Origin of the sequence: Marinobacter sp. M3C, from assembly GCF_023311895.1 — a bacterium.
Lineage (GTDB): Bacteria > Pseudomonadota > Gammaproteobacteria > Pseudomonadales > Oleiphilaceae > Marinobacter.
In genome coordinates this window covers 4,496,782-4,522,539 of the sequence record NZ_CP092284.1, presented here as the reverse complement: position 1 = coordinate 4,522,539, position 25,758 = coordinate 4,496,782, and the positions used below count along the sequence as shown (strand labels likewise).

Below are 25,758 nucleotides of genomic sequence, written 5' to 3'. Positions count from 1 at the left end.
AGAGACCAATCGAGAGATGAACCAATTATGGGTTGCGCGGTAAAATCGTTATACGCTGGCACTGTTGCAAGGTCGTACGTTATAAACAGATACGATGTAAGAAGCGCAAAGGTACAGCGTAACACGGGTTATCCGTTATCATGCAGCACACCCGGTGCAACAAGGTTATTGCTATCACTATGAGCCCAATAGAAAATACCCTCGGCAACCCCGCAGACTCACAAGCACCAAAACCGTCCCCGGCATTAAGCACCAGCCAGGCGCCTGGCGACCCGGTTCCGGCCCGTGAAGTCGCCGCTTACTGGGATGAACGCAGGCGCTACCTGAAAAGCATCCGCAAAACACCGGCTGTGCGCCATCACTACTGGCGAGCCATGGCGATTTATCTGTTGCGGCGGGTATTGTGGTCATTCGGATTTTTTCCGGTGTTTTTCGCCTTCTGGATTCCGCTGGTGCTGGCCCAATTTAATCCGGTTGTACTGGCCAATGATATGATTGCGCTACTGCAAGACTTCACCGGCAGCAATCCGGAACTTCAGGCCAACACCCTCAGTACCTTGGTGATTGCCTGGGCGTCTATCGGCGGCTTTTTTTTGATCTTTGATTTTGTACTGTCGCCGTTCCGCTCGCCCTATGAATACGAAGCCGACGTCTACATGCGCGCCTGGGAGCATCAGTACAGCACAACCGACGCGTCGCTCAGCACGTCGCGCACCACATCACCAAACACACTTTCCAGTAGCACGGCATCTAATAGCATATTATCTAAAACACCCTCCAACACTGCGGAAGCTTCATGAATCACCTGTTTGTAGACAACCTCACCGTCATCGACTTCGCCTACCTGGACGCAACCCGCGGCTTAGTGGGTGAAAGCTGGATTGCCGACATTGTTCTGGGCGGCGAATTGGACGAACAGGGCATGGTGTTTGATTTTTCACACGTTAAGCGGGTCATCAAACAGGTGATCGACGCCCAGGTAGACCACCGATTGGTAGTACCAAAAGGCCACCCGGGGTTGTTGCGAAATGACCAAACACCCCAACACTTTGTATGGCTGCTCACCAACGGTGAACAGATCGCCCACACCGGCCCGGATGAAGCCGTGCTTTGGCTGGCCGGCGATACCGTCACCAAAGCGGCTGTTGCCACCCTGCTGGAACACGAACTGAAAGCCGTACTGCCAAACAACGTGATATCCGTAGACGTACACCTGCGCGAAGAAGTGCTTGAAGGGCCTTACTACCATTACGTGCACGGCCTGAAAAAGCACCTGGGCAACTGCCAGCGCATCGCCCACGGCCACCGCTCGCCCATATGCGTCCACCGCAACGAACGGCGCGACACCGCCTTGGAAGCCCGCTGGGCAGAACTCTGGAAAGACATCTACGTAGGCACCGAAGAAGACATCAGCCGCCGTTTTGTGGACGACCATGGCACCGAATACATCCACTTCGAATACGAAGCCAACCAGGGCGAATTCGCCCTGACCCTACCCGCCAGCCGCGTATACATGATGGACACAGACACCACGGTGGAACTGATTGCCGCGCACATCGCCGATCAGCTGAAGCAGGAGTTTCCTGATGACTCCATTCGGGTGAAGGCTTTTGAGGGTGTGGGAAAAGGAGCCATGGCGTCGCGATGAGCCAGACGGGGACGGATTTGAAATCCGTCCCCTTGACCTTACATTACAGGCACAAAAAAACCACCCGAAGGTGGTTTTTTTGATGGCTTGCCGGTGGACTAAACCTGCAAGCCGTATTGGCGTCCCCTAGGGGGTTCGAACCCCTGTTGCCGCCGTGAAAGGGCGGAGTCCTAGGCCGCTAGACGAAGGGGACTAGAAAAAAATTGGTGGAGCCAGACGGGATCGAACCGTCGACCTCAACACTGCCAGTGTTGCGCTCTCCCAGCTGAGCTATGGCCCCCAACGGATGCGTATATTAAGGATCGACCCCTGGGCCGTCAACCCTTTTCTGCCTCTTTTTCCAAGTTCGCCGAAAACCACCGGTATCCCTGCCTTTAGCGCTTAACGATTGAACAGATTGATTATTCAGCCACCAACGCAGCGTATTCTTTCTCTACCTTTTTCGTTTCCTTCTTGGAAAAACCACCCAAAACTTCCAACCCATGGCGCAAACGCGCACGGGTCATGTCTGGCCCCAACTGTTCCATAGAGTCCATCACCGACCAGGAATTGGGCGTACCGGCAATCGCCACGAACACAGCGAACATGAAATCGCCCATTTTCAGGTCCATCGCCTTGGCCAGAAACTTCACATCGGCAAATATGTTGTCTTTACTCCAGTCGCGCTGAGCCTCCAGTTGCCACAATGTGAACTGCAGTACCCGCTTCACCTGCCCTTCTTCCAATTTGCTGTGGGCGAAGCTCTCTGGCGTCAACGGCAACATGCCGCTGAACATGAACTGGGCCATGGGTGCCACATCCGAGAACACGTCGGCACGGCCCTTCACAAACGGCACCAGCGCCGCCAAATCGTTCTGATTGAACCACCACTGACTCATGCGCAGCATAAACTGCTCGTCGCTGAGCTCTTCCCGAAGCCACAGGCCATTCAACCAGCGCAGCTTCTCCACATCAAACACCGGGCCACCCAGCGACACTCGCTGAATATCAAAATCACTGATCATTTCGTCCAGAGTGAACTTCTCGCGCTCATCCGGCATCGACCAGCCCATGCGACCCAGGTAATTGGTCACCGCTTCCGGCAAAAAGCCCATGCGCTCATAGAAATTGATGCTGGTAGGATTCTTGCGCTTGGACAGTTTGCTCTTGTCCGGGTTACGCAGCAGCGGCAAGTGACACAGCACCGGCATGTCCCAGCCGAAATACTCATACAGCAGCTTGTGCTTGGGCGCCGAGTTAATCCATTCCTCACCTCGCAGCACGTGGGTGATTTCCATCAGGTGGTCGTCCACCACGTTCGCCAAGTGGTACGTGGGCATGCCGTCAGACTTCAATAGAATCTGACAGTCCACCTGAGCCCAGTCGATCTCGATGGTACCGCGCAGCATATCGGAAATTTCGCACACGCCTTCGTCGGGCACCTTCATGCGAATGACATAGGCATCGCCCGCTTCCCGGCGACGATGCACCTCTTCCGGTGACAACTCAAGATTGCCCTTAATACCTGGATTGAGGCCTGCAGCCTTGCGCTCCTCACGAATTACATCCAGCTCTTCAGGTGTGCGGAAGCAATAGAACGCGTGACCGGCGGTTACCAGGTCTTCCGCGTATTGTGCGTAAGAGTCTTTGCGCTCCGATTGGCGGTAAGGGCCGTGGGGGCCACCCACATCGGGACCTTCATCCCAATTCAAACCAAGCCAGCGCAGCGCAGTCAGAATTTCCTGTTCGGATTCCGGTGTGCTGCGGGCCTGGTCGGTGTCTTCAATGCGCAGAATAAACTGGCCACCGTGCTGGCGCGCGAAACACAGGTTGAACAAGGCCACGTAAGCGGTGCCAACGTGCGGATCGCCAGTGGGCGACGGAGCAATTCGGGTACGTACTAAAGTCATGGGTGATTCCTGAAATAAATTCCCGAGAATAGCCTGGGAATAAGAACATTAAAGAATAAAATAAGAGAATTAAAGAATAGAAAGTGGCTGTTAATCGTCAATTATCCCCCCATTATAACGACCAAACCGGCAAACCGCATTGTCACCAACGCTTTCGCTTCAGCTTACATTTGCATCGCACCCCGTTAATGCAATATTATAACATTTCTAAAGCAGGGGGCGATTCACCCGCACCCACTCTGATAAATCTGAATGGAACACCAAGCCATGAATGCTCATCTGCGCCTGCCCCGCGCCGCTTTTATAACCGGCCTGCTAACACTCGCCGCTGCCCTGCCCGCAGTCGCCGAAACAAACATAGTCACGTCCATCAAACCGCTGGAACTGCTGGTACGCGCCGTGGCCACCGATGACGTCACCATTACCAGCCTTGTCGCTCCAGGCGGCAGCCCGCACAACTACACACTGCGCCCGTCCCAACGCCGCGCCCTGGAGCAGGCAGACGCCATCTTCTGGGTAGGGCCCGATATGGAAAGCTTCCTTACCCGCCTGCTGGCCAACAACGAATTCAGCGGCAGGACCCATCAACTGATGGGCCAGACGGACACCCACAATGAAGAAGCGCGCCACGGCGACGAGCATGCCCAGACTGATGATGAACACAATCACGACCGCGGCACGGGTGACGACCCACACATTTGGGTAGACCCACAACACGCCCTTGAAATGACCCGCGCCATTGCACAAACACTGTCAAAACTGGACAGCACCAACACCCAGGCCATCCAGCAAAACCTGCAAGCGTTTGAACAACGCCTGAATGCCCGCGAAGCCAGCATCCGCGAGCAACTCAAACCGCTGCAAAACCGGAAACTGTTCTCCTACCACAGCGCCTTCACCCGCTTCGCCGAACACTACGGCCTGCAAGTGCAAGGCGTGCTCACACTAAACCCGGCACTCAGCCCCGGCGCCAAACACATTGCCGAAGTACAAAACCAGCTAAAACAAGCCGGCAGCGCCTGCCTGCTCACCGAACCCCAGTTCAACACTCAATGGTGGAAAAGCATCACAGAAGGCCTAGACATCACCTTCAGCACCTGGGACCCACTGGCCACAGACATGGCCGCAACGCCCGAAGGCTATGAGCAGTTCCAACAAAGCATCGCTGATGCCGTGCTGAACTGCCGCTAGGGAGGGGGCCAGGGGACGGATTTGAAATCTGTCCCGGCAGTAAGCTTTATGAGAAACTGCTCCCCCAACAAGGAGCCTCAGCCATGCCCGACCACAGCCCATCACCCAATCACCACCCCGCCACCCGCATCATTCACAACCGGCGCCATCGGGACCAGCAAGGCAGCCCTTACTCGCCGATTTACAACACCACCACCTATCGTTTCGACACCACCGCCGAACAGCTGGCCGTGGTAAAAGGTGAAAACGACGGCAACCTGTACACCCGCTGGGGCACCAACCCCACCATTAAAGAGTTGGAACAGGGCCTGGCGCAGCTGGAATCAGCACAGGCCGGGCTGGCGTTTGCCTCCGGCATGGCGGCCATCTCCGCCACCCTATTTGCCCATGGCCGCAACGGCATAGTCTGCGTGGGCGATCTGTACGGCGGCACCCAGGAACTGCTGGTGAATCATTTCGAGCCCCTGGGCATTCCCTTTACCTTCCTTTTGAACCAACAGCTGGATGAAATGGAACAGCATCTGACCAAGCCCGGCATGCTGGTGTACTGCGAAACCCCGGCCAACCCAACCATGGCCATACTAGACATCGCCGATCTGGCCCGCCGCACCCACGCCAAGGGCGCCTTATTGGCCGTTGATAACACCTTCGCCAGCCCCATCAACCAGCGCCCGCTGGAACTGGGCGCGGACTTGGTCATGCACAGCGCCACGAAATACCTGGCTGGCCACAGCGACTTAACCGCCGGCGCCTTTATGTCCAGCGCAGAACTCGCCAAACCCGTCGCTGCGTGGCGTAAAAGCCTGGGCCAGATACTGGCACCGGAAATGGCCGCGCTTCTGTCACGTAGCCTGCGCACCCTGCATGTCCGAGTCCGCCAGCACAACGAAAACGCCATGGCCGTCGCCATCGCCATGGAAAAACACCCGAAAGTCAGCCGCGTACTCTACCCCGGCCTGCCAGATTTCCCCGGCCACCAACTCGCCAAACAGCAAATGCACGGCTTCGGCGGCATGCTCAGCATTGACGTGGTCGGCGGCGGAAAAGCCGCAGAATGCGTCGAAGACCACCTGCAAGTCTTCCTGCTAGCCACCAGCCTGGGCGGCGTAGAAAGCCTCGTCAGCCAGCCAATCGCCACCAGCCACTACCGCCTGACACCCGAAGACCGGGCACAAAGGGGAATCAGTGATGGTTTGTTACGGTTGTCGGTGGGGCTTGAGGATGCGGGGGATTTGATTGCGGACCTAGAGCAGGCGCTGGACAGCTTGGCGGAGTGACTGTGTTACCAGGGACGGATTTCAAATCCGTCCCTTTTTTTCGAACACCGGGGACAGATTTCAAATTTGTCCACTCAGTCGCTAAAAATACGCAAATAAGGAGTAAATCAATGGAATGGCACGTTATTGAGGGCGGCGCCAGTTGCCAGACACATTAATACTTCATTCGAAAAATTTCAGCTTGCTCTCCAATTTTGCGCATGACGTTGCTAACGGTGGCTTGCTCATGGGCATCAGGGCTCAGAAGTGTGATGAGCAGGTAACACTCCCTGTGGATGGCACCTTGACAATAAACCAGGTGCCGATCACTCGTGCGATTAAATTGCATTAGCCGAACCGGCTAGGCGCCGAATTCTGATAAATGAACGTGACGCACATCTTCCTGCAGAATTAGCGATGGAGTATGCGGGTGATCATAGGCGACATCCCGCCCAAAGTAATCCGGGCAAAGACCACTTTCCTTGTACTTTCGAAAGTCGTTGATGAGATCGTCTAAATCCTGTTCTTTGAACAGTTTTTGGATCGTGACTGACTTGAAAATACGTATCACTCAGAGAAGCCCTCCATGTCCTCTCGGGTCGTTTCCAGCATTAAGTCAGCTCCCTTTTTACAGAGGTCAGCAAGCTCAGAGCCTCGCGGACGAAAACGTCCCACAAACGTACGCGATTCTTCCTGATCCCCAATCAACTGAACCATCTTCTCAAACAGCTCTGCACCAATCATGTAGCCTGCTGGCTTGTTGTGGTTCAAAACCGCAATAGGCTCGTTTTGGAAATACTGCGCCGGATTATTGCGTAGTGCAGAAATACTGACCGACTTTTCCGCTAAGATAGCATTTGTTGCCATAACCCGCTCCAACAATAATTCGCACAAAAATTTGTGCTATTTTTTGCACTATATCTTATTAATAGCTCTGCTAGCAAGCGAGCTTGGGCGGCGTAGAAAGCCTCGTCAGCCAGCCAATGCCACCATCACCGCTCAGCGCCTGACACCCGAAGACCGGGCACAAAGGGGCATCAGTGATGGCTTACTGCGATTGTCAGTGGGGCTTGAGGATGCGGGGAATTTGATTGCAGATTTGGAGCAGGCGTTGGATAGTTTAGGGAACTAGCTGCAGCACTCCCGGGGACGGATTTGAAATCCGTCCCCTCGTCCCCTGGATTTTATAGACCGGCACTGCTTTACAGAACTCTCATAAACTTGATTCGCTGCTCAACCAGTTTCTTATACTTGCCTTTTACGTCCTCGGGCATGAATGAACTCTGAATAAACTCGGGGGCATGTTGATCTACGTTTTTAATCAAGCGATTCAATCGCCCTGCCAAAGCCTTTGAGCGAAGGCCCGCTCTGGCGCCCATCTCGATGAAATCTGAGCCAGAGTAATAGCCGTTGGCCATTTCCTCGTGGTATTTGGGCTGCTCGCCGTCTTTAAGCATAGCCAGTGCTATCGGACTATCGATTGCAGAGCTATAGAGCGAGGATGCGAGAACGTCATAGCACGGCGCCAGCCTAAACGCGGGTTCATGAAGAAAGCTGATATTCTTCAAATGATGATCGTCGTTCCCCACCAGATAACTGAATGCCAGGCGATCGAACAGGGAGGCAGCCACCGCATCGCCTCCATGCTTCTTCGCCAGATTGAGAACTTCTTCATAGCTTGCGGCCGTATATTTCTGTCCTGAATCGGCATTCGAAATGCCCAGCGCCTGCATGGCGTCTTCCTGGTGGTATTTCGTGCCGTCTTCGAAGTTCCTGTCGTAGCGCCGGATAACGAACACTAAATGGCCATCATTAAGCTTGAGAAGGCCGCAAGGTGGCACCTCAAACCCTACCCGAGCCATGAGCTTCAATGTTGCATGTTCATTTTCGGCAACGTTTGGGTACTCTTCTGGCGATGGCTTCATGATGAATTGGCCACCGCTGTCGACCAGCTGCAGCTTTCCGCCTTTAACGGCCAACTGACATTTCATTTGCACGCCGCTGATCGAGAACCCATGGGTTTGCCTGGGCATATCGGTAACCAGATCTTTTCGGCTCTCAGCAAGCGTGACATCAATTTTGTCAGTACCAAACAGATCTTTCAGGCACTTGCTGTGATAGCCAGATGAAAGTTTCTGTGTGATTTCTTTAAGACATATCAAACAATTCAAGGGTTACCGCTCCCGGCAGGTCTTCTCCGTTGTGAACCAGCAACGAAAACTCATCGTTTGGGTCAATTCTTTGTTCTTTAGCTTGTATCCGCTTAAGCCATCCTTCACTGACCAGCCCGCTAAAATAAGGCAACAGGCCTTCATACTCATAAGGCTCTTCCCGCAAAGGCAAGCTCAGGCTTAACGGAGGCATACGCATTTGAAGGTAGGCCTTGTCGTACTGGAAACGCACAGTTGTGCCCTGAAGCTCAAGAATGCCGGCAACCCGCCCCTTCATTCGCACACGCGCTTTCATGGAAGATCAACCCATAACTTTACATTGAGAACACCACACACTGTCTGGAGAGTATGGATTCTTGGGTTACCCGAACCACGTTCGATGGATCGATAAGTAGTTGGCGATAGTCCGCACAGCTCAGCCACCTCTGCCGGTGACATATTGAGTGATTCGCGACGTGCAACAAGCAGTGTCGACAGCTCTTCAATAGGTCGAAAATCAGGAGCCTCTGAAGCCTGAATTTTATCGGCCAGCCCCTGCAGACTGCTAATTTGATCATTCAGCGCTTCTAAAATGCTGTGCTTAATCTCCACAACTCACCTTTAAGGTCACTGTTTTGGCTTTAATATAACGATAAGAACTGATAAATCAATATAATGACTTTAAGAGGGGAATAAAACACATTACTGACTAAAAATTGATAATTTATTTTTTTAGAGCAGTTTATTGGCGGGAGGAAAGGGGACAGATTTCAAATCTGTCCCCTTTCGCACTACTAAACTAAGCAGCTCTTTTCTTGTTGCGGCGGGTTTGGTCACCAAGGCCCGCCAGGAGCCCCTTTATGCTGATGTCCTCATCCAGTGCGTCCCAATGAATACCATGCACACTCAACTCGAAATCTTGACGGCTCACTGGGTCCGCGTGAAGTAATCTGGGAAACCATGCCAGTGGTGCACCTATAGTTCGCGCATCCGACAGCATTACCCAAACGTTATCTTCATCAAACCAGACTTTTTCAGGCGAAATAGTCATGCCATGCGTCCTCCAAAAGCTGTTTATTCTGCTCAACTACTCCTAACAATACCCGAATAGTGCGAGCATCGAAACCATCATTTCTGGCCATCGTCACCTCATCAGAAAGCCAGAACTTGGCCTCTTTACCCGCGATTCGGACATGGATGTGAACCGGCTCTAAGGGGTTACCCTCGTTCGAGTAGAAAAAGAATTTGAAGCCTTGATAACGAAATACAACTGGCAATGGGCATTACTCCTCATCCTGAACGAGCTTATTAAGTCTATCCGCGTTTTCACGCGCTCCCGCTACGTCGCTATAACAATCCGAGATCTCACCTCGGTCTCAAACACCTTCTTCAACGCCGCCTTAGCACCATCATCACCGTGCACCAGCCGAATTTCCCTGGGCGCATCGGGAATACCCAACACAAAATTCAGCAAGTCACTTTGCCCCGCGTGGGCGGAATAGCCACCTATTTGGTGAATGCGGGCACAAATGGGGTAACGTTTTTCATCAAGTTCCACCCAGCCAGCCTGATCCGGTGTTCCCACGCCGGCGTTGCTGCCGTATTTTAAAATATCCCGACCTGGTGTGCCCGCGGCTTGATAGCCCACAAACAACACATCATTACGGGCGTCGCCGAGTATCGCTTTCAGGTAATTCACCACCCGGCCACCAGCGCACATCCCAGAGCCGGCCAACACCACTGCCGGGCGTTCGAAACTGGCCAGGTACTCCACGGCCTCAAGATGGCTCGCATGGCTGTTAATCAGCGTAAGCTGGTCGAAACCCAACGGATGCCGTCCCTGGCTCAGCACTTCCTGGGCTTCCGCGTCCCACATGGGTTTTAACTGGCGATAGATACGAGTGAACTCTGCCGCCAAGGGCGAATCCACCACAATCGCCAGATCCTGCCACTTCACACCTGGCGCCACCGATTCACCACCAAATTCATGAATCAGGCTTTCAATTTCGTACAGCAAATCCTGAGTTCGGCCAATACTGAACGCCGGCACAATCACGGTACCGCCATCTGCCAGGGCGCTCTGCAACACCTCCTTCAAGCGTAAACGTCGTGTAGTGCGGTCTTCGTGATCTTTGTCGCCGTAGGTGCTTTCGATCACCAGCCGATCAGCACGTTCCGGCGACACCGGTGCCGTCAGCAGCGGCGCGTGGGCAGCACCTAAATCACCACTGAAGACTATGCGCTCATTAACCAGCTCGCCCTGTTCCCCGACACGCTCGCCTCCGCCTTCTCCACCGTGCGCTCCCTCTTGCCCTACTGCGGTAACATCACATTCCACATAGGCCGAGCCCAGAATGTGACCTGCCGGCTGAAAACGAACATCCAAAGAACCACCGGTTTCGTCATCCGCCACAAACACCGAATGCCATTGCCCATAAGGCACCGGCACTAAGCGCTGGCGAATCAGTCCCAGCACCCTCTCAATCAGCGCCCTATCCCGGGTGAAACCAATTTTCAGAGCGTCTTCCAGAATCTCCGGCAACATAATGGCTGAAGGCTCAGAGCAAATAATCGGCCCGCTGAACCCCGCCGCCAGCAAATAAGGTATGCGGCCAACGTGGTCAATGTGCACGTGGGTAACCACCAGCGCACGAATGTGATCAAGGGGGAAATCGATAGCGAGGGCGACAATACTCGCCGAAGCAGGGACAGATTGATGAGCCAAAGCGGGGACAGATTTAGAAATCTGTCCCCGTGCGAGCCTGCCAGCGGCGTCTGCGCCCTGAAACAGGCCGCAATCAATCAGAATACCGGCGGAAGGATGCGATCGGTCAGGGGGAGTAATGCTCAGTTCGTGGCAAGAGCCAGTAACGCCAGAAACAGCGCCATGGTGGGAAATATTGATCATAACAACCTCCTTGTTGCCGGTTTCAGAAGCCGGCGAGGGACAGACTTGAAGTCTGTCCCTGCTTTGGTGCTGACTTCGGGACAGATTTCAAATCTGTCCCGGCTTTATCGGCAGCCAACGGCCGCGGATTCAAATTCCACACCAAATCCCCAACGCCCCCATTAGGCGCAACGCAAAAGAGGCCCAAAGCGCAAAAGAAAGCGCGACAAAATCCACAAACAGGGAGATTGCGCGCTTTTTGAAGCGAGAAAGTTGCAGAAACGAATTAAACATTGTCACTCACGGCTTGCTCCATGACGGCCGCTAATACCCGGCAGGTCTTCTCTACACTATCTCCTGCCCCCTTGCCTCGAACCGTTAATAGAATCCGGTTCTCCTTTACGCAACAAAGAGGCTATAAGCCCTTACGTTAATGCCGACTAAGCAATGACTCCAACGTATCCGAGGTCAATATAGCTTCCAGCCAGACCTCCAGTTCTGGAACACCGGCAGATTGAATTTGCGCTTCGGCCCAGCGGGGAAGCTCACCGAATTTCAGGTTGATCAGCTTTTTCAAAGCGGCGGCCTCACCTTGTTGCATGCCTTGTTGCATGCCTTGTTGCATGCCTTCCGCTCGTAACCGCTCACTCAAGGTGGCCATGGTGTTGCTCTCCTGCGGATATTGCGCTTTATATTGTTCCATTTCATTATCATCCAAGGCTGAGTAGATGTCGATGAAGTCAATATACTTCAATTGCTTCTCGGGGTCTGGCTCCAGCGTGCTCAGACCTCGTACGGCGCGGGCGTAGACTTCCAGCTTCTGCTCCTCTTTCCATTTCATCAGGTTCAGACACAGCCGGGCGATCAAATTGCTGCTTTCCCAGTAGTCCTCGGCATTCAATTCCTGCAAGGCACAGCGAATGTAGTGGAATCTCAGGTACTCATGGCAGTCACCGCCCAAATTCAGTTGAACAGGTTCGCTGCCGCGAGTGTTCAGGAAAATCACCACTGGCACCACCCGACTGGTCTTACAGAGTTCCGACAAATCCAGGCAATAATGGGCCAGGCGGTGTATCGAAAAGCGGTCGGGGTCGGTTTCCTCCTCAAGCACGAACAATAGCGCTTCGCGCTCACCGCCCGGCCATTCCACCATCAGCGGTACATCCAGCTCGCGAAAGCGCTCACCAAGCCGCTCTTTTAACTGCTCTTGGCGCAATGGAACAACCCGTGCTTTCGGGCCAATGTGCCTGGCCTCTTCGGGGCTGAAAAGCTCAATGGCTTGCCGTGGATAATCGATGATAAGGTTCTTGAAATTCTGGTCGTGGCTAACTCGCTTGGGTCCATCCATACCTTTCGTCCATTTACTGTATTTAAACAGTAATTTAGTGAACGAACTGAGCGGGGTCAAGCCGAAAGAGCGAGCACTTAGTCCCTCGATCACCCGTGCCCTTGCTGGACACCGTCATAAGGATGTACCTGAGTAAGCGCTCATTCCATAGCGTAGTTGACTTATTTCACGTCACGAAGAGGTCGTAGCAGGCCCGGCGAGACTTTGCACTGTTTCATGCCGTCGTCTTCGGCCAGGGGCCAACACGAAATTCAACAAGTCACTTTGCCCCGCGTGAGCGGAATAGCCACCTATTTGGTGAATGCGGGCACAAATGGGGTAACGTTTTTCATCAAGTTCCACCCAGTCAGCCTGATCCGGTGTTCCCACGCCGGCGTTGCTGCCGTATTTTAAAATATCCCGACCTGGTGTGCACGTGGGTAACCACCAGCGCACGAATGTGATCAAGGGGGAAATCGATAGCGAGAGCGGCAATACTCGCCGAAGCAGCGACGGATTGATGAGCCAAAGGGGGGACAGATTTAGAAATCTGTCCCCGTGCGAGCCTGCCAGCGGCGTCTGCGCCCTGAAACAGGCCGCAATCAATCAGAATACCAGCGGAAGGATGCGATCGGTCAGGGGGAGTAATGCTCAGCTCGTGGCAAGAGCCAGTAACGCCAGAAACAGCGCCATGGTGGGAAATATTGATCATAACAACGTCCTTGTTGCTGTCGGTTATTGCAGTTGCAGCCCTATGGTCTTGGGTTCTCTAGCGGTTTTTTATAACTTTACTTACGAATTCCGACCACTCGCTTTTCAGGCCAGCTATATCAACCGTCTGTATCGCAAAATACCAAGTGCCCGGCGACAGCCCCTCTACGGTGTAAGACATCCGCTGACCGTCCTCAACCTGTACGCTTGTGTTCACGCTCTCTAAATCCGCAGACAAGCCATAGCGAACTTCATAACGGCCTATCTCACCCATCGCCAAAGAGCCGCCATCCTCCCGGTTTAAAGGCGCCTGCCAGCTCAGGGTTGCGGTGCCGTACAATTCTTCGGAAGAACTCCCTGCAGTAGTCGAACCTTCAGCGAAACTCTCTCCTTTACCGTCACCTTCACCACCACATGCGGTCAGCAGCAGACACAACAAAACGGCAGCCGTTAAGCGCACAAAATGATGAATCATGGGAACCATAGCCTCTCCGAGAATGGGTAATTGGGCTATGGTAACGATCGAAAACACTCAATTCTGTTAACAACTTCGGTTTTTTAACACAAAGTTAAGTGCGGCCGTACTTATCCTCAAACCGCACAATGTCGTCTTCCCCCAGATAGCTACCAGACTGCACCTCAATCAACTCCAGCGGAATAACACCGGGGTTTTCCAGTGTGTGAACCTGCCCTACAGGAATGTAGGTAGATTGGTTTTCTGTCACCAAATACGTTTTGTCGCCATTGGTTACCCGCGCGGTTCCGCTCACCACAATCCAATGCTCTGCACGGTGGTGGTGCATTTGCACAGACAGTTTCGCGCCCGGCTTTACGGTAATCCGCTTTACTTGATAGCGAACGCCGTTGTCGATTGAATCGTACATCCCCCAAGGCCGGTATACTTCGCGATGGTTCATGTGTTCGTGGCGGCCATCGTGACGAATTTTCTCAACAATCTTTTTCACATCCTGCACCCGGTCTTTATGGGCAACCAACACAGCGTCTTTGGTTTCCACCACCACCAGGTCATCAACGCCTAAGGTAGCTACCAAGCGATGTTCAGCGTGCAAGTAGGAATTGCGAGTCGCGTGGGCGATGACGTCGCCTTTGCTGACATTACCTTCACTGTCTTTATCGCTGACGTCCCACAGCGACGACCAGGCGCCAATATCACTCCAGCCCGCATCAAGCGGAACCACAACAGCAGAATCGGTGTGCTCCATTACCGCATAATCAATGGATTCGTCCGGGCAGGCGGCAAAGGCTATGGCGTCTACTCGGGTAAACGGTGCATCGCAGCTGGAACCGGCCAGGGCCAAACGGCAGGCCGCAAGAATATCCGGGCGGTAGAGTTCCAGCTCATCCAGATAACGACGAGCGCCAAACATGAACATGCCGCTGTTCCACAGGTAATTGCCACTGGCCAAGTACTCCTGTGCAACCGCCGCATTTGGCTTTTCAACAAAGCGCTTCACGCCGTAACTACCGCCAACCTGCTCACCACCGCGTTCGATATAGCCGAAGCCGGTTTCCGGATGAGTGGGCACAATGCCAAAAGTCACAAGTTTGCCCTTTCGGGCCTGGCCCAGCGCATGGTGAATGCTCTGGTGAAATGCATCCAGGTCACGAATCAGGTGGTCGGCAGCAAGAATTAACAGTATCGGATCTTCGCTCTTGTCTTCCGCCGCATTCAGCGCCTGCAGCGCCGCAAGCGCGATGGCCGGGGCTGTGTTCCGGCCCACAGGCTCTAACAAAATACCGGCGTTTTCCATGCCAATCTGGCGCAGTTGCTCCGCCGCCAGAAACCGGTGTTCTTCATTGCACACCAAGTTAGGTGCGGCCGCGTTCAGCCCGTTCAGGCGCGCAATCGTTGCCTGCAGCAATGAAAGGCTGGCATCTGCCAAGGCTAGAAATTGCTTGGGATTCAGCTGGCGCGACAGCGGCCAAAGCCGTGAGCCTGTGCCCCCGGCCATCACAACGGGTTGAAAACTGACTGTCATTGAATAAATCCTTTTGGTTCAATTCGGTTAGCGACACAAGAAAAATGTCGACAATGCATTAGCGGAAGGTACCGTCGCCTTTACCCTGCCCCAGCAGCGTTCGAAACAAATAACGAAAGTAGCCGCCAAGGGTTAAATTGTGCAGCATCTTGGCGTCGGTTTGCGCCAGTAATTCCGGCGTCGACATATCAATACCGGTGGTTTGCGCCAAACCTGTCACTCCGGGCCTGGCGACGTAAACCCCGAGGCGCGCCCTGGCATCAATCAGTTCATGCTGGTTAAACAGGCATGGCCGCGGGCCTACCAAGCTCATTTCACCTTTTAACACATTCCACAGCTGTGGCAATTCATCCAGTTTGGTTCGGCGTAAAAACCGGCCATAAGACGTCACCGCGCTACCGCCAACCAGATGGCTGGCAACCGATTCCGTATTCACCGGCATAGTGCGAAATTTCACCAGAATAAAAGGCTGCTGCTGCCGGCCTACCCGCTGCTGAAAAAACAGCGGTTTGCCCGTGTCGAACAGGCCAACCAGGTACAACACAAGCAAAAACGGCAAACCCGCAAGCAACCCCAGTAAAGACAACAAAAAATCCAGCGCACGTATCAGCATTTCAAAGCTCCGCCACGCCAAAACAAAGCACCAGAGCCTCGCCTGCGGTTAAAGGCGGCACCCAGTTCAGGCGCTCACGGGTAGCGCTGTCATCCACTTGCAAACACTCTAGAAATCGCTTGGCGCGCAGGCGCTGGCCAACCATGCAGGCGCCCAGATATAGCAGTTTCTGCGGCACAGGAAACAGGCGCAAAGACTGGCCCAAAGCACGCGCCAGCGCACGCAACAGCTCCGTTGTTGAAAAATCTTGACCGTCCTTTACTAAGAACACCTGTCCACTGGCGTCAGGGTGGTCAACACAACAACCAATCAAACTGAGCAAATTGGGCAAAGCCACCATCGAACGCCGATTATTAACACGGCCAAACGGCAGTGGCACACCGGTTTTAACCAACTTGAGCAAGGCTAAAAAATTGCCTTTAACACCTGCGCCATACACCAAGGGCGGGCGAATAATAACCAGTTCCAGGCCGGTTTCCGCCGCCAGCGCCTGCAAACCCAGCTCTGCCTCGTACTTTGTTTCAGCGTAGGCACCTTGCGGGCCGGGCTTGGTGCAAGCCGTAAAAGGCTGGCCAGGGCCTGTACTTTCACCATTCACTTTAATGGTGCTGATAAAAATAAACCGTCGCACACCGGCGGCCACTGCCTGGCGCGCCAAATGCAACGTGGCCAGCACATTCACCTCGCGGTAAAGGGCCGTTGGGTCCGTGGCGGTTTCTTGCATCACGTGGGCACGCGCCGCACAGTGCACTACCGTTGTTTGTCCGGCCAGCGCGTGGGCCCAGTTTGTGTTGGCAGACAACGCCCCTACAGCCATGTTTCTGACTGAAGGGGATGCATTGGCCGCCGGCTGCCTTGTCGCTGCCGTTACCACAACACCTTGCTGCGCCAAAACACTCACCAAAGCGCTACCAATAAAGCCGGTGGCTCCGGTTACCAACACCCTAGCGTGCTCAGTCATTACGTAACCGCCTGTACACATCCACAGTTCGGTTTACACACTGTTCCCAGGAAAAGCCGGCGGCATGGGCCAGCCCATCCGTTGTTGCCTGAACTCGCCAAGGTTCGTCCTCCAAGGCAACTCTCAGGTTTTCACCCAGCGCGGCCGTGTCTTCGGGCTGGCACATAAGGGCCGCGTTGCCTGCCACTTCGGGCAAAGATGCGCTACTAGAACACACCACAGGCACACCGCAGCTCATGGCTTCTAGCACAGGCAACCCAAAACCTTCGTACAAAGAAGGAAACGCAAACACCCGCGCTGCGGCGTACAACGCCGGCAAATCGTCTGCGGGTACAAACCCCAAGTAGCGCAGCCAACCCTGACTTTCTGCGCGGCGCATCCGCTCATGAATGGCATCGCTTTGCCACCCCGCATAACCGCTTATAACCAATGGCCAGCGCTGGCGGATGGTCAGCGGCAACGTACCGTAGGCGTCTATCAGACGCATCAGATTTTTGCGGGGTTCTATCGTGCCTACATACAAGGTATAGCCCTGATACGCCAGGTTGTAGCGGGCAAGATTCGGCGCAACCTCTACCGCCGAACGGGGCCGAAAATCCGGTGCCGCCGCCAACGGCACCGTATGAATGCGTGACAAAGGCCAACCCGAAAACTCAGCCAGTTCCTGGCGTATAAACTCAGAGTCAGTGATCAGGCGGTCAGCCGTTTTTAAAGTATGCTCGAAGCCTTTGCGGAGATAATTCACCATTGTTGGGTCAAAGTATTCAGGCGATCTGAACACTGACAAATCATGAAACGTGGCTACTTTTCGACCTGCAAAAGGTGGTAAAAAATAGTTGGGGCTGTGATAGATATGATCGCCCATAGAACGCAAACGCAAAGCGCGAAAAACGGGTTGCAACTTCTGGTAAGCCGCCACCGCCAGCCTATTGCCCTGTATTACACGCTTCAAAACGTGATGGCTGCCGGCGCTTGCGCCAGCAACGGGGAGAGTCGCTTTAAAGTTCAAACCGCCTAGCAGTTTCAACTCCGTTACCTGCGAGTGCTGCTGCAAGCCGCGCGCCAGTTCGTAGCTATAGCGCCCCACGCCCGTTAGCGGAAAGCGTACCGTATCAATAGACAAAATAATCTTCATTACAGTTACGCTAGCATCCACTGCAAAGTTTGCTCCAACGGCTGTGGTTGCCAACCGGGAACCGCCTGGCGTAAGCGACTGGCATCTCCGCACAGCACTTTGACTTCGTTGGCACGAACAAACGCGGGGTTTACCTGCACGTCTATACTGTGACCGGTCAGTTTCTGGCACAGTTTGATAATGTCACCCAGCGAATGCCCTCGGCCCGAAGCAACGTTGAAGGTTTGCCCCAGCGGGCATTGTTCAATCAACCCGTTATAGGCCGCCACCACCGCACGAACATCGTTGAAGTCCCGCGATACATCCAGGTTACCCAGCTCGATAACCGGCGCCCGGCGTTGAAAATGAGCCACAATTTTGGGTATTAGAAACTGTTCGTTCTGGCCTACACCGGTGTAATTAAAGGGCCGAGCAATAACAATCGGCAAACGCGGCATAAAGGTTTTGGCCATGTACTCCATGGCCAGCTTACTCACTGCATAATCGTTAGCCGGCGCCGGCGCCGTTGTTTCATCCAGCAAGCCTTCGGCCTGGTTGCCATACACATTGGCGCTGCTGGCCAGTAACACACACTCGGGCTGAATAGTCGTATTGGCCAAGGCTTCAAGCAAATTACGGGTACCCATCAGATTCACCCGGTAAAACGCATTGGCGTCGTCATGGCCCACAAACGCCAGCGCGGCCAAGTGGATCACAATATTCGGTTGTACCTTGTTTACCAGCGCCTGAACCGCTGACGAACGGGTTAAATCCGTCTGAATATAAAAGTCGTTACCGGGCTGTTCTGGCTGGCTGCCGGTGCCGGTTACCCGATACCCCTTAGCCACCATTTCCTGAACCATGTAGTGCCCGGTGAAACCTTGAGAACCGGTGACAAGTACCCGTTTTTGCATCACTTCATGCCTCTGCCAGTTTTTGGTAAAGCTGATAATACGACTGCCCGACCTGGGTTCCTGAAAAATGTTTTTCTAGCCTCTGGCGGCCAGCATTGCCGAGCTCTTGCGCAAACTGTGTGTCTACATCCAGGCGTCGCATAGCCAGCGCCAGCGCCATAGGATCCTCAGGGGGCACCACTAGACCGGTTTTATCCGCAAGATTCACAAACGACGTGCCTGTTCCTATTTCACAGGTAATCAGCGGTTTGCTGTACAGCTGCCCCTCTAGCAACGTAACTCCAAACGCCTCAGAGCGCACGCAGGAGGGGAATACCACAGCACGACAATTCGCCAGCAGCGCTGCTTTTACGTCATCTGTCACAAAACCGGTAAAGTGAACGTCAGACAACCCCAGTTCAAGTGCTTGGGCTTTTAAAGCAGCCTCTTCCGGGCCTGAACCGGCAATAACCACTTTTAGCCTGTTACGGCTGGCCGCCTCAAGCAGGGTATGCAGCCCCTTGTAATAACGCAGCACACCTACAAACAAAAAGTAATCATGACCAAACTGGCGTTCAACGTCTGCCAGGGTATCGGTATCGGGCGCGGCGTAGCTTTGTGGGTCCAAGCCCAAGGGAATCATCTCTTTTTTACCCGGCAAAGCGTTTAAAAAAAGACTGCTCTGCATATAGTTGGGCGACGTGGCAACCGTTGCGCCTACCCGTTTAAAAAAACGAGCACGCAAAGGGCTATACAACCGTTCCAGCGTTCGCTGGCGGATAATATCAGAATGATAAGTGACGACTACCGGCTTATGAACGCCTGACAGAACATGCACCAAATCCGCAAACGGCCAGGGGTAGTGAATGTGAATTACATCGGCCCACTTCGCATGCTCACGGTACAACTGAAACAGCTGCCAGCCCATCGAACAAGACGCCGGTTCCCATTGCAGCGGCGCCCTGATAACCAGAGCTTCCGGGCGCTGTATTTGCTCAACGGTGTCAACATGGGCCAGCGTCAGTACCCGGTGCTGCACTCCAAGCTGGCCAGTCGCCAGGCAAATCTGGCGTATGGCCTGCTCTACACCGCCTTCCGACTGGGGCATATAAGTGCGGTAAAACTGCAGCACCTTCACAACAGGGGCTTCGGCTCATTGCGCAAATTGGCATCTGTGGCAGATTTTAAGAGATTAAACATTAAAACGTAAAGCCCTGCTGGTTACGGCGCAAGTCGGCGGCAACCATCATCTGGCAGAGCTCTTCCAGATTGGTGGTAGGTTCCCAACCCAGCACGGCTTTGGCCTTGGCCGGATTGCCAATCAGCAGTTCCACCTCGGCGGGGCGATAGAATTTCGGGTTTACCCGCACAACCACCTCGCCAGTAGCACAATCTTTAGCCTGTTCGGCTTCGCCCTCGCCTTGCCATTCAATGTCAATATCTGCGACTTTGAACGCCATGCTGACAAAATCACGTACCGTCACAGTGCGGTTAGTTGCCAACACAAAAGTGTCGGGTTCGTCGGCCTGCAGCATGCGCCACATGCCCTCTACGTAGTCTTTGGCGTAACCCCAGTCGCGCTTGGCGTCCATGTTGCCCAGTTCCAACACATTCAGCTTGCCCAGCTTAATCTTGGCCACCGAATCGGTAATTTTACGGGTTACAAATTCTTGGCCGCGCAGCGGTGACTCGTGATTAAACAAAATACCGCTGGTAGCAAAAATGCCATAAGACTCGCGGTAATTAATGGTCATCCAGTGGGCGTAAAGCTTGGCCACGCCGTAGGGGCTACGGGGATAAAACGGCGTGTCTTCCTGTTGCGGTATGGCCTGAACCTTACCAAACATCTCGGAGGTAGACGCCTGATAAAACCGGATGGCCGGGTTTACAATCCGAATCGCTTCCAGAAGATTAACAGCGCCCAGGCCCGTAATTTCGGCCGTGGTGATAGGCTGGTCAAACGACACCCCAACAAAACTCTGAGCCGCCAGGTTATAAACTTCAGTAGCGCCGGTGTTTTGCAGTAGTCGAATATTGGTCGAAAGGTCGGTCAAATCGTATTCAACAAGATGCAGGTTCGGGTGTGCGGAAATGCCCAGCTCTTCCATGCGCCAAAAATTGACAGAAGCCGTGCGCCTGTATGCACCGTAAACGGCATAGCCCTTATCGAGCAACAGTTCTGCCAGATAAGCGCCGTCTTGGCCCGTAACACCTGTAATAATTGCTTTTTTCACAACATTCCTTTCCTGACACGTTTGATAAACCTAACCGGTAACGGATACGGTGTTAATCTAATGTTTATTGGCAACTGCCCCACTCGCGTAACGATCTGCGTTTTAACGATTGCGTGGCGCTTCTTAAACGGCCAACAGTATATCATCTTCGCAATAGACGGGCGCGATAACGGGATTGTTATGTTAGACGAACATGTGTATCTACGCAGGCACAAAAAACCCCTACAACTCTCGCTGCAGAGGCTAATGAATAATTCTGTCTAGATTTTACTCAGGCTTTACTCTTTTTTTCGTTTCTTTTTTGACTTCTTTTTTGATCTCTTTCTTCGGCAGCTCGTCGCTTAGCGCTCGGGCATAAGCGGTCCGTGCCGTTTGAAAAATAGCCAGCTGCTGCTGCACGCGGACAATTTCTTGGTCGGTCACTTGCAGATTGATCACTTGGTTGCGAGCGTTCTCGGAAAGGTCGGCGGTATTGTATTCAGTGTCATCGATGGTGATAACCTGGTTCTGTTCATCGGCCATGGTTAAGCTCCTTAGCTATCAAAGTTAAAATTGAATTCGTCGTCATCTTCGCCAAACAACGCTTCGAGGTCTTCCAATGGTTCACTGGATTCCGCGTGTTTGGCCTGAAACTCTGCCCGCTCTGTTAACTGGCTTAGCTGGCTTACAGAGAACATTTGGGCATGGGCGAGCGCCATGGGGGCGCCCTTCAGCGTAGCGTACACATCACTTTCAAGGTTATTTAGCGCCTCTTCATTGATACGGCAAAGGCCGTTCACGTTCAGCGGCTCTAGCCCTTCACCACGTTGAATGGTTAATGGCCATGGCTCGATGACGTCGGCATGCTGCAATGCGTCGGCGGCCTGCTGGGTGGCATGGCGGTTGCGTTCACATTGGGTTAAAAAATCCAGCGATTGGGCAGCAGTGTCTGTCAGCTTACCTTCTTCATCAAACAGGATGTCACCTTGGCTGTCACTAAGGTGCTGCGAATCAAGGGCAAAAACTTTTTCACCCCGCTCATTGTTGGCCAGAATGAAGGGGTAACCGCGAACGCTAGCGGGCACATAACCGCCCAGCCATTTGCCATTGGGTGCAACATAAAGATTTTGCTCACCAATGCCCAGCAGCACCATCGGCTGAAAGTGTTCGCCCTCTTTTATAAAAACCACAACATAATGCGGCAGCAGTTTAGGCAGTTCCGCCAACAAAATGCCCGCAACGTTTAGCGGCGTTGCGTAGTGATACCCGTCGCGGGGCAAATAGCGTTGGCCCGCATGCTGGCTAGGCGAAAGCGCGATCCATTGGGGCATCAAAAATCCCTACTTCGTTACGTTTATAAAAATGCAGTGTAACAGATGTGATCGAGCGAGTTGCCTGTCCATGTATTCATGTTCATGCGCCTCGGCGAACATAAATTCTAATGGGAGGTGGTCTTCGCAGACACGCCACTATTAACCGGCTCCAGCCATGGCAAATCCAACGGCAAATGCCATTGCGCTTCGGTTGATTTCGCAATGATCAACTCCAGGAACTGGTGCACCTGCTCTGGCTCCAATGTAAACGCAACAACCGGTTCGTGGCTGCAAGAAGTGCGCATCGCCTTTGGCAAAGGCAAACCTTTAAAAGCCAACAACAGCCGTTTTTCACGCAGCTCCGACGTTATTTCGGTGGCGAGATACAGGTCAGGTTCATCCGTTGACTGATCGCTATCTTCCGAACCTCCTGAATGCCCCCCGCCTGCGGCGGCTGCCGAGCTGTCGGGCGCAGCCTCTTTTGCACCGCTCGACGCACGCTCGGCAAGGGCGCGCTGGTGGGCCATCTGCAACACCTCCTGCCAATAAGCGTGCGGCGTTTTTTCAAGGCCAGAAAGATCTGGCAGCTTAGACAACAACTGCCGAATGACCAACACCGTCATTCGCCGGGTCAGCAACAACGTTGCGGCCCCAAACTGGCCCCGCTGTGTCGACAGCAGCAGCCTATCCTCGTAAGCGCTAAACCTTAGGGTAAAGTGATCACTCAATGGGTAATTGCTTTCTTGTTTCATGGATAAAAACCGGAGGTACTCTGAATGGGTAGAACGCCAGGCAGCTTTCTTTGAAAAATTCCTGGGAGCGTTTTCGATTAAGTACTCTATCATTTTTTCAGGGGACTTTTACACCGGGAGCTGGGGCAGATAGAATACCGATTCACTGTATACAACGACCACGAGGTAATGGCCCATGGTGACCCTAACTCGCAATCCTGACCGCCATAAAGTGTTGCCTAATGAGGGCTACGACGGCGTTGTTCAGGTATTGGCAGGCGGTTTCTATGGCACTGGCACACTTCTTTACGGCGGGCGGGCGGTGCTAACTTCCGCCCACGTACTGGAAGGCTCCGATGCCGTTTCAGTTCGAATGGATACGCCTGACGGGCGCATTACCCTGCAAGCATCACAGTATGTTCTACACCCTCTTTATGAGCGTGCCAACAGCAATAATGACCTCGCGCTGGTGTGGTTAACCAACCCCGCACCGATAAGTGCGGAACGAAGCGCTCTATTTCGCGATAGCAACGAGCTGGGCAGTGCGGTAACGCTTGTCGGCTACGGCCTATCCGGAGATGGCGCCAACGGCCATGTGGAAAGCGGCAGCAGCGAGCCCGAAAAGCGCCTTGCTGAAAACCGCTTCGACACCACGGGCGAGTCTTTAAAAACAGACTTTGGGCGCGGAATCATCTTTGACCCACTGCCTGGATCGCAGCTTATTATTGATTTCGACAACGGCAGCAGCGCTAACGATGCACTGGGCGTACTAATGGGTATAAACGATACCGGACGCGGAGCTGAAGAAGGGCTAATTGCCCCAGGGGACAGCGGCGGCCCCGCTTATATTGCTGACAAAGTGGCAGGTATTGCCACCTACGTGGCGTCGCTCAGCCGCAACGGACAGTCCCCCGATGTGAACGATACCCTAGATAGCAGCTTTGGCGAAATTGCAGGCTTTCAGCGAGTCAGCTTCTACCAGCAGTGGATTGACCAGAGCCTGCGCCTGATGGACCCCAACGCACCTACCCGCGCGGAAGAGGTCATTACCTCGGTCCAGGAAAGCAATACAAGTACGCAACGCGTCTATTTTTTACTCGAATTCAACGGCCTTCGTGACGACGTTGAACAATGGTTAAGCGTTGACTATGCCACTCGGAATGGCACCGCCACCGCTGGGGAGGACTACCTTGCGGTAGCGGATACACTGATTCTTTATCCCGGTGAAACACAAGCGGCCATTGCCGTTGAAGTGATTGGTGACACTCTTCTCGAACCCGACGAAACTTTCTACCTGGATGTGTTTAACCCACAAGGCGGCAGTTTTGGTGCAGGCGTTGCCCAGCTAACCGCGGTGCGCACCATTGTAGATGACGATGGCTGGAGCTGAACGGGGATAGGACAGAGGACAGGGGACAGATTTCAAATCTGTCCCCTTTATTGATGCAGCTTTAGTGATTTAATCCGTCTTATTTAAACGGAGAACTCGACGAAGTCGGTGTTGCTGAAATCGGTTACTCCAACAAGGGAAACGACATTATCGAACGTCGCAATCGGAAAAAAGGAAGGAGAAAAAGGAAGGAGTGCCTGTCCCTGCACCCACCTGTCCCTGCACCGTCGATAATCGTCGTGACGTCAGCCGAGCCCGCAGATGGCTGACCTCATTTAGTGTCAGGCCTCGAAAGCCCCTTCTTGACGGCCTTCCTGCATACCTTCCAATCGTTCTTTCTTAACCAGATTTTCCAGATTCTCTGCCAACATATCTCTGTCCTCTACCTCCAACGGGCGGAGACATTTTAAGCTAGTGCTTGTCTTCCAGTCGCAGTTTGGCAATCTCTTCCAGCTTCAAACCCGTGGCATCAGAGATTTGCTGATCACTAAGCACCCCAAATGACAACAGATTTCTCGCCGTCTCACACCGTGCTTTAAGGGCACCCTCCTGAAGGCCCTCTTGAAGGCCTTCCTGGCGACCTTCCTGCAGGCCTTCCTGCAGGCCTTCCAAGCGTTCTTTCTTAACCAGATTTTCCAGATTCTCTGCCAACATATCTCTGTCCTCCGTTAAACTGTCGAGCCGCTCCAAATGAAGGCCTGCGCCCAACCTGCTCAGGTGACGCTTAATCCAGCGGGTAATAATACGATCTACCCGTTCCTTGTTAGGATCCGCTTCGATAATCCCAACCACTCGATCCACAGCTTGCTGCAAGGCCTCCCAGCTATGGCCTGCGTTCTCAATACCAAACACGCCGCTCAGGGGTGAGTGGTGATTGCTCAATTCTTCATCCGTGTAGCGTCCCTCGTCAATCAGGTAATAGCGAAGGTGTGGCTGGTACGCTCTCAGAAACTCCGGGGGTTCCGGCTGCACCATGTCGTAAATATCCTGTTGAGCCGACCAGCGCTGAGAGCCATTGTACAGAACCACCGGAAAGATCGGCGGCAAGCCTTGCCGCGCCGTGGTAGACCGATTCTTCAGCAGGTGATCGTAAAAACAAGCCACATAGTGCATCAGGCGCAGCGGCATGGTGTTATCAATTTTGGATTGAAACTCCAACAAAATGTAGAGAACTACATCCTGCGTTACCCCATTCCATGTGACGTCCACTGACCACACAACATCCTCAAACTTTTCCTCAAACAGCGGCGTGATGTAGTTCCCGCTGTGCTGCTTGAGCGTGGAGAAGTTCATCAGGCTTGCGATCTCATTCGGTGCAAAACCCTCTATCAACTGCTGCACAAATTCCGGGTGGCTAAACAACTCTTTGTAGCCGGTGTCATGGTGATTGCTGGCCATTCATTTCCTTCTTATTTCTGATGTTCAATTGTACCACATTTCGGCTTGTCAAGCATTTTCCCTGCACCGTCGC

At 53.5% G+C, this 25,758-nt stretch carries 26 protein-coding genes, 2 tRNA genes and 3 pseudogenes; 6 read left to right on the top strand and 25 right to left on the bottom strand.

Annotated elements, in window-relative coordinates; genetic code table 11:
* Positions 1-179 precede the first annotated feature (179 nt).
* Together MIH18_RS21270 and MIH18_RS21265 are read left to right on the top strand one after the other, a co-directional pair.
* Positions 180-800, top strand: a complete 621-nt coding sequence (locus MIH18_RS21270; protein ID WP_249013431.1) for a hypothetical protein — start codon at positions 180-182, stop codon at positions 798-800.
* Positions 797-1,648 carry a 6-carboxytetrahydropterin synthase gene (locus tag MIH18_RS21265; RefSeq protein ID WP_249013430.1) on the top strand — a complete coding sequence of 284 codons (852 nt, stop codon included), beginning with the start codon at positions 797-799 and terminating at the stop codon, positions 1,646-1,648. Before MIH18_RS21270 ends, MIH18_RS21265 begins: the two co-directional genes overlap by 4 nt.
* Before the next feature lie 117 nt (positions 1,649-1,765).
* Here the strand turns inward: MIH18_RS21265 and MIH18_RS21260 are convergent.
* The 3 genes from MIH18_RS21260 to gltX all read right to left on the bottom strand — a co-directional run bounded on the left by MIH18_RS21260 (position 1,766) and on the right by gltX (position 3,537).
* Positions 1,766-1,841 (bottom strand) — tRNA-Glu (locus MIH18_RS21260).
* Between the two features lie 11 nt (positions 1,842-1,852).
* Positions 1,853-1,928, bottom strand: a tRNA-Ala gene (locus MIH18_RS21255).
* 121 nt (positions 1,929-2,049) lie between these two features.
* Positions 2,050-3,537, bottom strand: coding sequence for a glutamate--tRNA ligase (gene gltX / locus MIH18_RS21250; protein WP_249013429.1), 1,488 nt, complete (start codon positions 3,535-3,537; stop codon positions 2,050-2,052).
* Positions 3,538-3,804: 267 nt separating this feature from the next.
* Here gltX and MIH18_RS21245 point away from each other — a divergent pair, with 267 nt between their 5' ends.
* Both MIH18_RS21245 and MIH18_RS21240 read left to right on the top strand, forming a co-directional pair.
* A complete protein-coding gene (locus tag MIH18_RS21245; RefSeq protein WP_249013428.1) occupies positions 3,805-4,728 on the top strand; it encodes a zinc ABC transporter substrate-binding protein in 924 nt (307 codons plus the stop codon).
* An 83-nt stretch (positions 4,729-4,811) separates the two neighbouring features.
* The gene (locus MIH18_RS21240) at positions 4,812-6,005 is read left to right on the top strand and encodes an aminotransferase class I/II-fold pyridoxal phosphate-dependent enzyme (protein ID WP_249013427.1); all 1,194 of its coding nucleotides are present in this window, start codon (positions 4,812-4,814) and stop codon (positions 6,003-6,005) included.
* Positions 6,006-6,159: 154 nt separating this feature from the next.
* Here MIH18_RS21240 and MIH18_RS21235 read toward each other — a convergent pair.
* Positions 6,160-6,555 (bottom strand): annotated as a pseudogene (locus tag MIH18_RS21235) (type II toxin-antitoxin system YafO family toxin).
* Positions 6,552-6,851: a type I toxin-antitoxin system antitoxin YafN gene (yafN, locus tag MIH18_RS21230; RefSeq protein WP_249005322.1), complete on the bottom strand. Its 300-nt coding sequence runs from the start codon at positions 6,849-6,851 to the stop codon at positions 6,552-6,554. The pseudogene MIH18_RS21235 and the gene yafN overlap by 4 nt, the downstream one beginning before the upstream one ends.
* Positions 6,852-6,969: 118 nt before the next feature.
* On the opposite strand from yafN, the pseudogene MIH18_RS21225 reads away from it, so the two are divergent.
* Positions 6,970-7,116: pseudogene (locus tag MIH18_RS21225) on the top strand (PLP-dependent transferase); the annotation flags it as partial.
* Positions 7,117-7,186: 70 nt separating this feature from the next.
* On the opposite strand, the gene MIH18_RS21220 reads toward MIH18_RS21225, so the two are convergent.
* The 19 genes and pseudogenes from MIH18_RS21220 to MIH18_RS21130 form a co-directional block, all read right to left on the bottom strand.
* Entirely contained in the window at positions 7,187-8,017 is an 831-nt protein-coding gene (locus MIH18_RS21220; RefSeq protein WP_283164900.1) for a HipA domain-containing protein, read from the bottom strand.
* Positions 8,018-8,132: 115 nt separating this feature from the next.
* On the bottom strand, positions 8,133-8,450 hold the full coding sequence (locus MIH18_RS21215; RefSeq protein ID WP_249005324.1) for a HipA N-terminal domain-containing protein: 318 nt from the start codon (positions 8,448-8,450) through the stop codon (positions 8,133-8,135).
* Positions 8,447-8,746: a helix-turn-helix transcriptional regulator gene (locus MIH18_RS21210; RefSeq protein ID WP_249005325.1), complete on the bottom strand. Its 300-nt coding sequence runs from the start codon at positions 8,744-8,746 to the stop codon at positions 8,447-8,449. The genes MIH18_RS21215 and MIH18_RS21210 overlap by 4 nt, the downstream gene beginning before the upstream one ends.
* A 187-nt stretch (positions 8,747-8,933) precedes the next feature.
* Complete coding sequence (locus tag MIH18_RS21205) at positions 8,934-9,185, bottom strand: DUF2442 domain-containing protein (RefSeq protein WP_249005326.1); 252 nt, start codon at positions 9,183-9,185, stop codon at positions 8,934-8,936.
* Positions 9,169-9,411 carry a DUF4160 domain-containing protein gene (locus MIH18_RS21200; RefSeq protein ID WP_249005327.1) on the bottom strand — a complete coding sequence of 81 codons (243 nt, stop codon included), beginning with the start codon at positions 9,409-9,411 and terminating at the stop codon, positions 9,169-9,171. The genes MIH18_RS21205 and MIH18_RS21200 overlap by 17 nt, the downstream gene beginning before the upstream one ends.
* A gap of 62 nt (positions 9,412-9,473) precedes the next feature.
* Positions 9,474-11,042, bottom strand: a complete 1,569-nt coding sequence (locus tag MIH18_RS21195; protein WP_249013425.1) for an MBL fold metallo-hydrolase — start codon at positions 11,040-11,042, stop codon at positions 9,474-9,476.
* Between the two features lie 409 nt (positions 11,043-11,451).
* Complete coding sequence (locus MIH18_RS21190) at positions 11,452-12,369, bottom strand: DUF4351 domain-containing protein (protein WP_249013424.1); 918 nt, start codon at positions 12,367-12,369, stop codon at positions 11,452-11,454.
* Positions 12,370-12,778: 409 nt separating this feature from the next.
* Positions 12,779-13,060, bottom strand: a pseudogene (locus MIH18_RS21185) (MBL fold metallo-hydrolase); the annotation flags it as partial.
* Positions 13,061-13,117: 57 nt separating this feature from the next.
* A complete protein-coding gene (locus MIH18_RS21180; RefSeq protein WP_249013423.1) occupies positions 13,118-13,543 on the bottom strand; it encodes a fibronectin type III domain-containing protein in 426 nt (141 codons plus the stop codon).
* An 85-nt stretch (positions 13,544-13,628) separates the two neighbouring features.
* A complete protein-coding gene (locus MIH18_RS21175) occupies positions 13,629-15,059 on the bottom strand; it encodes a mannose-1-phosphate guanylyltransferase/mannose-6-phosphate isomerase (protein ID WP_249005331.1) in 1,431 nt (476 codons plus the stop codon).
* A gap of 58 nt (positions 15,060-15,117) precedes the next feature.
* On the bottom strand, positions 15,118-15,669 hold the full coding sequence (locus tag MIH18_RS21170) for a sugar transferase (RefSeq protein ID WP_249014658.1): 552 nt from the start codon (positions 15,667-15,669) through the stop codon (positions 15,118-15,120).
* Between the two features lie 4 nt (positions 15,670-15,673).
* Positions 15,674-16,633, bottom strand: coding sequence for an NAD-dependent epimerase/dehydratase family protein (locus tag MIH18_RS21165; RefSeq protein ID WP_249013422.1), 960 nt, complete (start codon positions 16,631-16,633; stop codon positions 15,674-15,676).
* Positions 16,626-17,768: a glycosyltransferase family 1 protein gene (locus MIH18_RS21160; protein ID WP_249005334.1), complete on the bottom strand. Its 1,143-nt coding sequence runs from the start codon at positions 17,766-17,768 to the stop codon at positions 16,626-16,628. Before MIH18_RS21160 ends, MIH18_RS21165 begins: the two co-directional genes overlap by 8 nt.
* 5 nt (positions 17,769-17,773) lie before the next feature.
* The gene (locus MIH18_RS21155) at positions 17,774-18,661 is read right to left on the bottom strand and encodes a GDP-mannose 4,6-dehydratase (protein ID WP_249005335.1); all 888 of its coding nucleotides are present in this window, start codon (positions 18,659-18,661) and stop codon (positions 17,774-17,776) included.
* 4 nt (positions 18,662-18,665) lie between these two features.
* A complete protein-coding gene (locus MIH18_RS21150; RefSeq protein ID WP_249005336.1) occupies positions 18,666-19,778 on the bottom strand; it encodes a glycosyltransferase in 1,113 nt (370 codons plus the stop codon).
* 61 nt (positions 19,779-19,839) lie between these two features.
* On the bottom strand, positions 19,840-20,874 hold the full coding sequence (gmd, locus tag MIH18_RS21145; RefSeq protein WP_249005337.1) for a GDP-mannose 4,6-dehydratase: 1,035 nt from the start codon (positions 20,872-20,874) through the stop codon (positions 19,840-19,842).
* Between the two features lie 267 nt (positions 20,875-21,141).
* On the bottom strand, positions 21,142-21,396 hold the full coding sequence (locus MIH18_RS21140; protein ID WP_249005338.1) for a DUF6447 family protein: 255 nt from the start codon (positions 21,394-21,396) through the stop codon (positions 21,142-21,144).
* Between the two features lie 11 nt (positions 21,397-21,407).
* A complete protein-coding gene (locus MIH18_RS21135) occupies positions 21,408-22,184 on the bottom strand; it encodes a SapC family protein (RefSeq protein WP_249005339.1) in 777 nt (258 codons plus the stop codon).
* Positions 22,185-22,291: 107 nt separating this feature from the next.
* Positions 22,292-22,918, bottom strand: a complete 627-nt coding sequence (locus tag MIH18_RS21130) for a hypothetical protein (RefSeq protein WP_249013421.1) — start codon at positions 22,916-22,918, stop codon at positions 22,292-22,294.
* Between the two features lie 175 nt (positions 22,919-23,093).
* Here MIH18_RS21130 and MIH18_RS21125 point away from each other — a divergent pair, with 175 nt between their 5' ends.
* Positions 23,094-24,287: a Calx-beta domain-containing protein gene (locus tag MIH18_RS21125; protein WP_249005341.1), complete on the top strand. Its 1,194-nt coding sequence runs from the start codon at positions 23,094-23,096 to the stop codon at positions 24,285-24,287.
* Between the two features lie 411 nt (positions 24,288-24,698).
* Here the strand turns inward: MIH18_RS21125 and MIH18_RS21120 are convergent, their stop codons facing one another.
* A complete protein-coding gene (locus MIH18_RS21120; RefSeq protein WP_249013420.1) occupies positions 24,699-25,685 on the bottom strand; it encodes an Rpn family recombination-promoting nuclease/putative transposase in 987 nt (328 codons plus the stop codon).
* Positions 25,686-25,758: the final 73 nt, after the last annotated feature.